Here is a 13,631-nt window from a genome sequence, read left to right as displayed (position 1 = left end):
CTGCGCACCGGGGCGGCTGCGCCGCGCGCGGCTACAACGTTCCCCTGGTCGCGCCTTGGCCCTCGCGAGAAGGCGGCGCTCCGGCGGCCGATGGCGCGGGCCCGCGGAGCGCTCGCCCTGGAGCGAGGAATGAAGGAGCAACCTGGAAGGCATCCTACTAGCGATTCGTATTCGAGGGTGATAATAAGTGCGCCGCCCATGGTTGAATCGCAGAACGCTCCCGACCTCGTGGAGCTGCTCGAGCGTCGCGCGGCGGATTCCAATGCGAGCAAGGCCTTCACCTTCCTTGTAGACGGCGAACGGACGGAGGAGCACCTCACGTACGGCGAGCTTCGCCGGCGCGCCCGGGCGATCGCATCGCTGCTCCAGTCCAGGCTACGACCCGGAGCCCGAGTCGTCCTCCTCTACCCTCCTGGGCTCGACTACATCTCCGCGTTCTTCGGCTGCCTGGCTGGCGGGTTCGTCGCCGTCCCTGCGTATCCGCCCAACCCCGCGCGACTGCAACGGACGCTGCCGCGCCTCCAGGCGATCGTGAGCGACGCGCAGGCCGACGTCGTGCTCACCACGAGCTCGATCCTGGGCATGACCGGAGCCCTCGCGGCCCTCGCGCCGGATCTGGGGCAAAAGGCCTGGCTCGCGACCGACACGCTCGATCTCGAGCTCGAAGGTGCATGGAGGAGGCCTGGCACGTCGCCAGACACGCTCGCGTTTCTCCAGTACACGTCGGGCTCCACGGGCAACCCGAAGGGAGTGATGCTCACGCATCGCAACCTGCTCGCGAACGAGCGGATGATCCAGGAGGCCTTCGACCTGTCGCCGCGATCCATCGGCGTGGGCTGGCTGCCGCTCTATCATGACATGGGTCTGATCGGGAACGTCATCCAGCCCATCTACGCAGGGTTCCACTGCATCCTGATGTCGCCGCTCCACTTCCTGGAGCGGCCGCTCCGCTGGCTGGAGGCCATCTCTCGCCACAGGGGAACGGCGAGCGGCGGGCCCAACTTCGCCTTCGATCTGTGCGTCAGAAAGAGCTCGCCCGAGGAGCGCGAGCGCCTCGATCTCCGCAGCTGGAAGGTCGCGTTCAGCGGCGCCGAGCCCGTCCGGGCGGAGACCCTCGCGCTCTTCGCCAGGGCGTTCGAGGGGTGTGGGTTTGCCGCCCAGGCGTTCCTTCCGTGCTTCGGGCTTGCCGAGGCCTCGCTGCTCGTGACCGGCAAGCCGCCGGCGAGCGCGCCGGGCGTGACGCGCGTCGACGCTCGAGCGCTGGAAGAGGGCCGCGCCGTCGAGTCGGCCGCTGAAGGCGCGCGCTCGCTCGTCGGCGCGGGGCGAGCGCCCGCGGGCACGCGCGTCCTGGTCGTCGATCCGGTCGGGCACCGCCCGTGTCCGGACGGCCATGTGGGCGAGATCTGGGTCTCTGGGCCGCATGTGGCCGTCGGCTACTGGGGAGATCCGGAGAAGAGCGCCTCGACCTTCGGCGCTCGTCTGTCGGGCGACGCGGAGCCCACGCTCGGCGATCTCCGCTTCCTGCGCACTGGAGACCTGGGCTTCCTCAGGGGCGGCGAGCTCACCCTCTGCGGTCGGCTCAAGGACCTCATCATCCTCCGCGGGCGCAACTACTACCCGCAGGATTTCGAGCGCAGCACCGAGGAGTCCCACGCCGCGCTCCGGCGCGGATGCTCGGCGGCCTTCTCGGTCGACGTCGACGGGGAGGAGCGGCTCGTCATCGCCGTCGAGGTCGACCACCGCGCGCTCGCGGGGACGAGCTCCGACGAGATCTTCGCCGCCGTCCGGGGAGCGATCGCCAGCGACTCCGACGTGCACGTCCACGCGATCGCCTTGCTCAAGGCCGGCTCGATCCCGAAGACGTCGAGCGGCAAGATCCAGCGGCACGCGTGCCGCCGTCTGTTCCTGGAAGGCTCGCTCGATGTCGTCAGCGCGACCGCCGGAGCCGACGCGCCGCCCCCCGGCGCGCTCGTCGCGGCGGCGGACGTGCGCGCGGCGGCGCCGCCGGCGCGGCCGGCGCTCATCGAGGGCCTCGTTCGCGCGGAGCTCTCGCGCGCGCTGCGCCTCCCGGTCGAGCGCGTCGACATGGCTGCTCCGCTGAGCGGGCTAGGGCTCGACTCGCTCATGGCCGTCGAGCTGAGCTACCGGATCTCGGAGCGCCTCGCCGTCGCCTTGCCCGTCACGGCGCTGCTCGGCGACGGGTCCGCGAAGGACCTCGCCGCGAGGGTCCTCTCGCTGTTCTCGTCCGCGCCCCCGGACGACGCGGCGGCCGCCTCGGCCCCCGCTCAGGAGGGGCCGGCCGGGCGGGGCGGGGGGGACGGAGCGCCGCTCTCGGCGGGGCAAGAGGCGATGTGGTTCCTGCAGCAGCTCGCGCCGGACAGCTCTGCCTACAACCTCGCGACGTCGCTCCGCATCAAGGGAGAGCTCTCTCCGCGCGCCCTCGAAGGCGCCCTCCGCGCGCTCGTCGCGCGCCACGCGGCGCTCCATACCACCTATGCGCAGGTCGGTGACCGCGTCGTGCAGCGAGCGCGTCCCGAGCTCGCGAGCGGGTTCAGGCTCGAGGTCGTCGACGCGTCCTCGTGGAGCGACGACGCGCTCGCAGCGCGGCTGAGCGAGGCGGCGGACCGGCCGTTCGATCTCGCGGCCGAGCCGCCGCTGAGGGCGCACCTCTTCTTCCGGTCCGAAGGCGACAGCACGCTCGTCCTCGCGGCGCACCACATCGCCACCGACCTCTGGTCGATCGTCCTCCTGATGAGCGAGCTCCGCTCCGTGTACCCCGCCGTGCGCGCGGGCCGGGGCGCGCCGAGCCTCGCCACGCCCAAGGCGAGCTACGGCGACTTCGTGGCCTGGCAGCAGCGCTACCTCGCGACCGCCGGCGAGGCCGACTGGGCGTACTGGCAGGCGCAGCTCGCCAAGGCGAGCCCGCTCGAGCTTCCGACGGACCGGCCGCGGCCGGCGGTGCAGACCTACCGAGGCGCGGCGCACCGAGCGCCGCTCGACCCGGGGCTCGTCGCGGCCGTCGCGGAGTTCGCGCGGCGCGAGGGCGCGACCCCCTACGTGGTGCTCCTGGCCGCGTTCGAGATCCTCCTCTCGCGCTACAGCGGCCAGTCGTCGTTCCTCATCGGCTCGCCGGTCGCCGGGCGGCTCGATGCGTCGTACGAGCGCGTGGTCGGCTACTTCGTCAACCCGCTGCCGATGCTCGCCGATACGAGCGGTGACCCGAGCGTGCGCGAGCTCGTCCAGCGCGTGCGCCGCACGGTGCTCGGCGCGCTCGAGCACCAGAGGTTCCCCTTCGCGCTCCAGGTGCAGCGGGCGCAAGGCGCGCGGGACGCGAGCCGATCCCCGCTGTTCCAGGTGATGTTCGTGCTCGAGCAGGCGTACCTCGAGCACGAGGCCGATACGGCGATGCTCGTGCTCGGCGCGGGCGATCGGCCCGTGCCCTTCGGCGGGATGGAGCTGTGGCCCGCCCCGCTGCCGCGCAGGTCGGCGCAGTTCGATCTGACGCTGAGCGTGGCGCACGCCGACGGGCGGATGTCCGCGAGCTTCGAGTACAACACCGACCTGTTCGATCGCGGCACGATCGAGCGGATGGCCATGCACTTCGAGGTGCTGCTCCGGGCCGCGCTCGCGGCCCCGCACGAGCGCGCGCGCCGGCTGCCGCTCATGCCCGAGGCGGAGCGGCGTCAGGTGCTGGAGGCGTGGAACGCGACCGAGGCGCCGCGCGCCCAGGGCACGCTGCACGGCCTCTTCGAGGCGCAGGCGAGGCGCACGCCCGACGCCACGGCGCTCGTGTCGGGGACGACGCGGCTCTCGTACCGCGAGCTCGACGCCCGGGCGAACGGGGTGGCGCAGCGGCTCGTCGCGCGCGGGGTGAAGCCCGAGCAGGTCGTGCCGGTGATGCTGGAGCGCGGCGCGGATCTCGTCATCGCGCTCCTGGGCGTGCTGAAGTCGGGCGCGGCGTACGCGCCGATCGACCCGGCCTACCCTCGCGAGCGCGTGGGGTTCGTGCTCGAGGACACCGACGCGCCGGTGGTGCTGACGCAGGCGTCGCTCGTGGACCACCTCGGCGAGGCGTACCGGGCGCGCGCGATGTTCATCACGGACGCGCGCGCGTCCTCGCCCGCGCGCGGCGGCGAGGGTGAGCTCGCGCAGAGCCACCGCGCGTACATCATCTACACGTCCGGCTCCACGGGGCGCCCCAAGGGCGTCGACATCGAGCACCGGAGCGCGGTGGCGTTCGCGTCGTGGGCGATGCGTGTGTTCGGCCCGGGCGAGCTCGAGGGCGTGCTCGCGGCCACCTCGGTGTGCTTCGACCTGTCGATCTTCGAGCTGTTCGTGACGCTCGCCGCCGGGGGCAAGGTGCTCATGGCGGAGAACGCGCTCGCGCTGCCGACGCTGCCGGCGCGCGACGAGGTCACGCTCGTGAACACCGTGCCGTCCGCCGCGGCGGAGCTCCTGCGGTGCGACGGGATCCCGCGGTCGGTGCGCACGGTCAACCTCGCCGGCGAGCCGCTGCCCGCGGAGACGGTCGCGGCGCTCTACGCGCTGCCGCACGTGGAGAAGGTCTACAACCTGTACGGCCCGTCCGAGGACACCACGTACTCGACCTACGTCGAGACAACGCGAGGCGGCTGGCGGCCGACGATCGGCCGCCCGATCGAGAACACGCGGGCCTACGTGCTCGACGCCGAGCTCGAGCCTGTCGCGATCGGCGTGGTCGGCGAGGTGTACCTGTCGGGAGCGGGGCTCGCGCGCGGTTACTTGAACCGCGCGAAGGAGACCGCCGCGCGCTTCCTGCCGGACCCGTTCAGCGAGGTGCCCGGCGCGCGGATGTACCGGACAGGCGACGTCGCGCGGTACCTGCCCGACGGGAACATCGAGTTCCTCGGCCGCACCGATCACCAGGTCAAGGTGCGCGGGTTCCGCATCGAGCTCGGAGAGGTCGAGAGCGCGCTGCGACGATGCGCGGGCGTCCGCGACGCTGTCGTTGTGGCGCGCGGGGATGCCCCGGGCACGAGGCGCCTCGTCGCGTACGTGACGGGGGACCCGCACGCGGGGTCGCTTCGCGAGCAGCTCCGCGCGCGCCTGCCCGAGTACATGGTGCCGAGCGGGTTCGTGGTGCTGGAGGCGCTGCCGCTGACGCCGAGCGGGAAGGTGGACCGGCGGTCGCTGCCGGAGCCTGACGACGCGCTGGGCAACGAGCACGTGGCCCCGCGGACGGCGGGCGAGGAGCGTCTGGCGGCGATCTGGCGCGACGTGTTGCGTGCCGAGCGCGTGGGGGTGACCGACAACTTCTTCGAGCTCGGAGGGCACTCGCTGCTGGCGACGCAGGTGGTCTCGCGTATCCGCCGTGAGCTCGGGGTCGAGGTGCCGCTGCGGTCGCTGTTCGAGGCGCCCACGGTGGAGCTGCTGGCGGCGCGGCTGGGGAGCGAGGGTGCGCGTGCGGCCGGGCCGTCGATCGTGGCAGCGGCACGGGGAGCCGGTCCGCGGCCCGCCTCGTTCGCGCAGGAGCGGCTGTGGTTCCTGGACCAGCTCGAGCCGGAGAGCGTGGCGTACAACATCCCGATGGCGCTGCGGATCGAGGGGCGCCTGGACGTCGACGCGCTGGCCAGGAGCGTGCGCGAGGTGGCGCGTCGGCACGAGTCGCTGCGCACCACGTTCGCGCAGGGCGCCGAGGGCGAGGTGGTGTCGGTGGTGCATGCGGAGCCGCTCGGGGGCCTCGAGCACGAGGACCTGCGCGGCGAGGCGGACGGGTCATCCCGCGCGCGGGCCGAGGCGGAGCGCGAGGCCAGGACGCCGTTCGACCTGAAGCGGGGTCCGCTGCTGCGGGCGCGGCTGCTGAGCCTGTCGGAGCGAGAGCACGTGTTGCTCCTGACGCTGCATCACATCGTGAGCGACGGCTGGTCGCTGGGCGTGCTGGTGCGCGAGGTGACGGCGCTCTACGAGGCCTTCGCCCACGACCGCGGGTCGCCGCTCGCGCCGCTGTCGATCCAGTACGCCGACTATGCCGCATGGCAGAGGGCGTGGCTCTCTGGCGCCGAGCTCGAGGCGCAGACGGCGTACTGGAAGGGCCACCTGGCGGGGGCCCCCGCGGCCCTGGAGCTGCCGACGGACCGACCGCGCCCGGCGGTGCAGAGCTACGCCGGCGCGACGGTCCGCCGGGCGCTGGGCAAGGACCTGTCCGAGCGCGTCGAGGCGCTGAGCCACAAGCTCGGCGCGACGCCGTTCATGACGCTGCTGGCGGGCTTCAGCGTGCTGCTGGGCAGGTACAGCAACCAGCGGGACATCGTCGTCGGCACGCCGATCGCCAACCGCACGCGCGCCGAGACCGAGCCGCTCATCGGGCTGTTCGTCAACACGCTCGCGCTGCGGACCGATCTGTCCGGGGACCCGACGTTCGTCGACCTGCTCGGGCGGGTCAAGCAAGCGACCCTCGGCGCCTATGCCCACCAGGACCTGCCGTTCGAGAGGGTGGTCGAGGCCCTCAACGCCCCGCGCGACCTGAGCCGCTCGCCGGTCTTCCAGGTGATGTTCTCCTTGCAGAACGCGCCCGCTCCCGCGCTCGAGCTCGCGGGCCTCACGCTCGGCCTGCTCGACCTCGATCCGGGCACGTCGAAGTTCGACCTCATGCTCGACGTCGTGCCCTCGAAGGAGGGCTACGTCGCCCGGTGGGAGTTCAACTCGGACCTCTTCGATGCGCCGTCCATCGAGCGTCTGGCGAGCCATTTCATCAACGTCCTCGATGGCGTGCTGTCGCGCCCGGACAGGTCGGTGTACGGGGTGCCGATCCTCTCGGCCGGGGAGCGGCGGAGCATCGTCAAGGGCTGGAACGCGACCCGCGCCGACCTCCGACCCACGCCGGTGCACGCGCTCTTCGAGGAGACGGCGCGCCGGCTCCCCGGCGTGCTCGCCGTGCTCTTCGACGGTCGATCGATGACGTACGCGGAGCTTCATCGCCGGTCGAACCGCTTTGCCCGCCATCTCCAGAAGCTCGGCGTCGAGCCGCACTCCCTCGTCGGCATGTGCCTCGAGCGCTCGCTCGACGTTCCTGTCGCGGTCCTCGCGATCCTCAAGGCCGGCGCGGCCTGCGTCCCCATGGATGCGAGCTACCCGAGCGAGCGGCTCCGCTTCATGGCCGAGGACTCGCGCGCGCCGGTGGTCGTGACGCAGACCCATCTCCGCCACCTCGTCGAGGGCAGCGGCTCGCGCGTCGTCTGCATGGACGACTGCGCGGCCGCGTGGGCGGAGCCCGACACGGATCTGGCGGTGGAGGTCGGCCTCTCGGGCCTCTGCTACGTCATCTACACGTCGGGCTCGACCGGCCGCCCCAAGGGCGCTGCGCTCCCCCACCTGATGCTCACCAACCTCGTCCAGTGGCAGCTCACCGAGTCGACGATGGGCGTCGGCGAGCGGACGCTCCAGTTCTCGCCGCTGAGCTTCGATGTCTGTTACGACGAGCTGTTCTCCACGTGGGCGTCGGGCGGGACGCTCGTCCTCGTGAGCGAGGAGACGCGCCGCGACCCGGCGCGCCTGCTCGAGGTGATCCTCCGCGACCGCGTCGCGCGCCTCTTCATCCCGTTCGTCGCGCTCCAGGGCATCGCCGAGGCCGCGCGCGAGAAGGCCACGCTCACGGCGCTGCGCGAGATCGTCTGCGGAGGCGAGCAGCTGCAGATCACCCCCGAGGTCGTCGATCTGTACAGGCAGCTGCCGGGCTCGCTGCTGCACAACCAGTATGGCCCGACGGAGAGCCACTTCGTCACCGCGTATCGCCTCACGGGCGATCCCTCGCTGTGGCCGAGGCTGCCGCCGATCGGAAAGCCCATGTTCAACACCCAGATGTACGTGCTCGACGCTCGGCTCGAGCCCGTGCCCGTGGGGGTGCGCGGCGACCTGTACATCGCGGGCGTGAACCTGGCGCGGTGCTACTGGCAGCGCGGCGACCTGACCGCCGAGCGCTTCGTGCCGGATCCGTTCAGCGACACGCCGGGCGCGCGGATGTACCGCACAGGAGACGTCGCGCGGTATCTGCCCGACGGGAACATCGAGTTCCTCGGCCGCTCCGACTACCAGGTCAAGGTGCGCGGGTTCCGCATCGAGCTCGCCGAGATCGAGCAGGCGCTCATGGCCATCGAGTCGGTCGGCGCTGCGTCCGCGGTGGTGCGAGAGGACCGGCCAGGGCTGAAGCGGCTGATCGGCTATGTCGTCCCCCGGCCCGGCGCGGCGCTCGACGCGAGGGCGCTGCGCGCGGCGCTCAGCCAGCGCCTGCCCGAGTACATGGTGCCGAGCGGGTTCGTGGTGCTGGAGGCGCTGCCTTTGACGCCGAGCGGGAAGGTGGACCGGCGGTCGCTGCCGGAGCCTGACGACGCGCTGGGCAACGAGCACGTGGCCCCGCGGACGGCGGGCGAGGAGCGTCTGGCGGCGATCTGGCGCGACGTGTTGCGTGCCGAGCGCGTGGGGGTGACCGACAACTTCTTCGAGCTCGGAGGGCACTCGCTGCTGGCGACGCAGGTGGTCTCGCGTATCCGCCGTGAGCTCGGGGTCGAGGTGCCGCTGCGGTCGCTGTTCGAGGCGCCCACGGTGGAGCTGCTGGCGGCGCGGCTGGGGAGCGAGGGTGCGCGTGCGGCCGGGCCGTCGATCGTGGCAGCGGCACGGGGAGCCGGTCCGCGGCCCGCCTCGTTCGCGCAGGAGCGGCTGTGGTTCCTGGACCAGCTCGAGCCGGAGAGCGTGGCGTACAACATCCCGATGGCGCTGCGGATCGAGGGGCGCCTGGACGTCGACGCGCTGGCCAGGAGCGTGCGCGAGGTGGCGCGCCGGCACGAGTCGCTGCGCACCACGTTCGCGCAGGGCGCCGAGGGCGAGGTGGTGTCGGTGGTGCATGCGGAGCCGCTCGGGGGCCTCGAGCACGAGGACCTGCGCGGCGAGGCGGACGGGTCATCCCGCGCGCGGGCCGAGGCGGAGCGCGAGGCCAGGACGCCGTTCGACCTGAAGCGGGGTCCGCTGCTGCGGGCGCGTCTGCTGAGCCTGTCGGAGCGAGAGCACGTGTTGCTCCTGACGCTGCATCACATCGTGAGCGACGGCTGGTCGCTGGGCGTGCTGGTGCGCGAGGTGACGGCGCTCTACGAGGCCTTCGCCCACGACCGCGGGTCGCCGCTCGCACCGCTGTCGATCCAGTACGCCGACTATGCCGCGTGGCAGAGGGCGTGGCTCTCTGGCGCCGAGCTCGAGTCGCAGACGGCGTACTGGAAGGGCCACCTGGCGGGGGCCCCCGCGGCCCTGGAGCTGCCGACGGACCGACCGCGCCCGGCGGTGCAGAGCTACGCCGGCGCGACGGTCCGCCGGGCGCTGGGCAAGGACCTGTCCGAGCGCGTCGACGCGCTCAGCCACAAGCTCGGCGCGACGCCGTTCATGACGCTGCTGGCGGGCTTCAGCGTGCTGCTGGGCAGGTACAGCAACCAGCGGGACATCGTCGTCGGCACGCCGATCGCCAACCGCACGCGCGCCGAGACCGAGCCGCTCATCGGGCTGTTCGTCAACACGCTCGCGCTGCGGACCGATCTGTCCGGGGACCCGACGTTCGTGGACCTGCTCGGGCGGGTCAAGCAAGCGACCCTCGGCGCCTATGCCCACCAGGACCTGCCGTTCGAGAGGGTGGTCGAGGCCCTCAACGCCCCGCGCGACCTGAGCCGCTCGCCGGTCTTCCAGGTGATGTTCTCCTTGCAGAACACGCCCGCTCCCGCGCTCGAGCTCGCGGGCCTCGAGGTGAGCCGGCTCGACATCGAGGACCGGATCGCGAAGTTCGATCTGTCGCTCCACGTGGCCCCCACCGCGCAGGGTTACGTTGCGACCTGGGAGCTCAACACGACCCTGTTCGAGCGCGAGACGGTCGAGCGGATGGCCGCGCACTTCGAGGTGCTCCTCCGCGGCGCGGTCCTGGCAGCGGAGCGCCCTGTGGCGATGCTCCCGCTGCTCGACGCGGGCGAGGAGCGGCGCCTGCTTGCCGAGTGGAACGCGACCGAGGCGCCGTTCGACGCGGACGCGTGCATTCACGACCTCTTCGAGGCGCAATCGCGCCGCACGCCCGACGCCGTGGCGGTCACGTTTCGAGGCGAGTCGCTGACGTACCGGCAGCTCGACGCCCGGGCGGACCGCGTGGCGGCGCGGCTACGGGAGCTCGGGGTGGGGCCCGACGTGTGCGTGGCCGTCTGCATGGACAGGTCGATCGACATGCTCGCGGCGCTGCTCGGGACGCTGAAGGCGGGCGGCGCCTACGTGCCGATGGATCCCTCGTACCCGCGCGAGCGGCTCGCGCACATGCTGGAGGACTCCCGTTGCCAGATCGTGGTGGCAGACGAGCGCCACGCGCGGGCATTCCAGGGCCAGGTGGCGCACGTGCTCCGCCTCGACGTCGACCGCCTCGACGTCGACCGCCTCGAAGCGAAGCCTGCACTGAAGCCGGCGATCCGGTCGACGCATCTGGCGTATGTGATCTTCACGTCCGGCTCGACGGGGCGCCCCAAGGGCGTGCAGATCACGCACCAGGCGGTGGTCAACTTCCTGACCTCGATGGCCGCGAGCCCGGGGCTCGACGCGCGCGACGTGCTGCTGGCGGTGACATCCATCTCGTTCGATATCGCGGCGCTCGAGCTCTTCCTGCCGCTCGTGCGGGGCGCGAAGCTCGTGCTGGCCGACCGCGATACGGCGGCGGACGGGCGCCGCCTCGTGGAGCTGGCTCGGTCGAGCGGCGCGACCGTCGTCCAGGCGACGCCGGCGACCTACTGGCTGATGATCGAGGCCGGGTGGCCATCGACGCTGCGCTTCAAGGCGCTGTGCGGGGGTGAGGCGCTCTCGGCGGCGCTGTCGAAGGAGCTCCGCGCCCGGGCGGAGTCGGCGTGGAACATGTATGGTCCCACGGAGACGACGATCTGGTCGACGTCGCGCCGGCTGGCGTCGGACACGCCGTCGATCGGCCGGCCGATCGCGAACACGACAGTGCGCGTGCTCGACGGCCACGGCCGTCCCTGCCCCGTGGGCGTCGCCGGCGAGCTCCACATCGGCGGTGTCGGCGTCGCGCGTGGCTACCTGGGCAGAGCCGATCTGACCGCGGAGCGCTTCGTCCCCGACCCGTATGCCGCTCATCCCGGAGCGCGGCTGTACCGCACGGGCGATCTCGTGCGATGGCGGGCGGACGGTGAGCTCGAGTTCCTCGGGCGAATCGACCACCAGGTGAAGGTCAGAGGCTTCCGGATCGAGCTTGGCGAGATCGAGACCGTGCTGGCGTCGCACCCTCGGGTCCGCCGGGCCGTGGCCGTCGTGCGGGAGGATGCGACGGGCGACAAGCGCCTCGTCGCCTACGTGGTCGCCGAGGAAGGCGACACGTCCCTCTCCGCCGCGCTGCGGAGTCACCTCGCGCTGTCGCTGCCGGAGTACATGATCCCGACCGCCTTCGTCGCGCTCGAGGGCCTGCCGCTCACCCCGAACGGGAAGGTGGACCGCAAGGCGCTCCCCGCGCCGGAGCTGGGCGGGGCCGCGGATCGCTACGTGGCTCCGGCCGATCCGACCGAGGAGGCGCTCGTGCGGATCTGGCGAGAGGTCCTGAAGGTCGAGCGTGTCGGCATGAACGACAACTTCTTCGAGCTGGGAGGCCACTCGCTGCTCGCGACGCAGCTCGTCGACCGCATCGGCCGACAGCTCGGAAGGGCTCTCTCCCTGAAGGATCTCTTCGAGGCTCAGACGCCCGCCGGCTTGCTCTCGCGGGCCTCCGCGCCGCTCGACCCCGCCGCGACGAACCCTGTCGTGCTTCGGTCTGGCGCGTCGCGGCCGCTCTTCCTCGTCCACGCCATCGGCGGCGGCGTATCCGAGTATGTGGCGCTCGCGCGCGAGATGCCCGACGGACAGGCCGTGCTCGCGTTCCAGGCGAGGGGGCTCGACGGCTCCGAGGCGCCGGACGAGACCGTGGAGGCGATGGCGTCGCACTACATCGCGTCGATGCGCGGGGCGCAGCGGACCGGTCCCCTGACGATCGCCGGCTGGTCGATGGGCGGCGTCGTCGCGTTCGAGATGGCCTGCCAGCTCGAGGCGTCGGGCCATGGGCCGAACGTCGTCGTGCTCCTCGACCCGCCCCTGCCCGAGGAGTACGCGGCGGCGACGGGCGAGCGCTGGGCGCTCGGGGAGTACCTCGCGGATCTCGCGCTATCGAGCGGGCGAAGCCTGCCGCTCTCGCGAGACGAGCTCACCCGCCTCGCGGCGCGCGAGGAGCGGGACGCGCTCGCGATCGCGGCCGCGCGTCGCGAAGGCATCCTCCCGCAAGCCGTGACGGACGAGCTCCTGCGCGCCCGCATCGCGGTCTTCGAGGCGAATCAGCGCGCGCTGCGCGCGTATCGCCCTCGCCGGCGCCTCGCGGGGGATGTCGTGCTGCTCCGCGCCCAGAGCTCGGCGTCCAGCAGCGGGGCGTCTGACAATGTGTGGACCGACTGGATCCGTGGGGCCGTCACGATCGAGACGGTTCCAGGGGACCATTACTCGATGCTTCGCCAGGCTGGGCGGTACCTGCGCCGATGCCTTCGGCCGACCTGAGGTCGCCTGTCCCGCTCCCGGCGCCGGCTCGCTTGCTCGCGAGCTCGGCCGCCGTCTTCGAATAGAAGATCGGCAGATTGATGTAGTGCGAGAACGGCACGATCCTGCGAGCGGCGGGCAGCTCCGCGGTGGTGCGCGAGAGCTTCAGCCAGTGGACGCCAGGGCGGAGGTGGTGCTCCTGGTGGTAGCCGAGGTTGAACGTCAGCAGGTTGTACAGCCTCGCGTAGCAGCTGACCGAGTCGCGCTTCGGATCCATGGGGTCGGCCGCACCCCAGTGTTGAAGGTAGTTCTCGGCCTGGCGCAGCGTGTCGATGAGGTAGGTGACCGGGATGAAGTAGAAGAAGAAGAACTTCCAGTCGATCGCGCAGAGCGTCGCGCGGAACGCGATCCAGGCGGCGATATCGAGCTTGGTCTTGAGGAGCGTGTCGCCCTGTTGAAGCTGCGTGAGCAGGCGGAGCCCCATCGCGGGATCCTTGGGCACGGCGAGCCGTGCCACCCGCTCGAGCGGCCATTGCTTGAGGAGGACGAGCAGCACCAGGTGCTTGAGGCCGAGCGACTCGACGACGTACATCGAGAACGCGAGGAGCTGCTTGTGGAGGGGCCGCTTGAGCCCGAGGATCTCGAGGATCGACTCGTCGTTCCAGGACTGTGCCGTCGCGTGGTGGAGCCCGTGCCCGATGTTGTAGGGCGTCTTCGGGGTCCCCGTCATCGAGAAGCCCATGGTCGCCAGCGTGTTGAGCCAGCCCGCTCGAAAAAATGGCGTGTGGTAGTGGTTGTGGTTCGCTCCTGCGTTCTGCAAGGAGAGCGCGAAGAGGACCGGCACCATGGCGACGAGCGCGAGCGGCGGCAGCCCCTTGTACGCGTAGGCGAGGACGATGTATACGGTCACCTGGAAGGGGATGACCGCGACGCTGGCGACATCCCAGCGAGAGAACCGGAACACTCGGCTCCGCGACATGGGTCGGATTTTCCTCGGGTTTGTCGGTCGACCTACGGGGACAGCGCTTGTGATGGTACCATTCGTCACAAGGCCGTCAAGCGCCTCTCGGCGGCGCCTG

Annotated in this window: 2 protein-coding genes; one reads left to right on the top strand and one right to left on the bottom strand. The window is 71.7% G+C overall.

Translation table 11 applies throughout. The features are described from left to right. Positions 1-198 precede the first annotated feature (198 nt). Complete coding sequence (locus WME89_RS32490; protein ID WP_438003546.1) at positions 199-12,573, top strand: amino acid adenylation domain-containing protein; 12,375 nt, start codon at positions 199-201, stop codon at positions 12,571-12,573. Here the strand turns inward: WME89_RS32490 and WME89_RS32485 are convergent. Further along, a complete protein-coding gene (locus WME89_RS32485) occupies positions 12,488-13,531 on the bottom strand; it encodes a fatty acid desaturase family protein (protein WP_438003545.1) in 1,044 nt (347 codons plus the stop codon). The genes WME89_RS32490 and WME89_RS32485 overlap by 86 nt on opposite strands. Between the last annotated feature and the right edge of the window lie 100 nt (positions 13,532-13,631).

The organism is Sorangium sp. So ce321, assembly GCF_051530195.1.
Classification (GTDB): Bacteria; Myxococcota_A; Polyangia; order Polyangiales; family Polyangiaceae; genus Sorangium.
The sequence above is the reverse complement of the archived record's forward strand: the minus strand, read 5'-3'. Positions and strand labels throughout refer to the sequence as shown.

Excerpts from the sequence above, each read along its gene's own strand:
- WME89_RS32490 (WP_438003546.1), top strand. The coding sequence starts at position 199 with ATGGTTGAATCGCAGAACGCTCCCGACCTCGTGGAGCTGCTCGAGCGT.
- WME89_RS32485 (WP_438003545.1), bottom strand. The coding sequence starts at position 13,531 with ATGTCGCGGAGCCGAGTGTTCCGGTTCTCTCGCTGGGATGTCGCCAGC.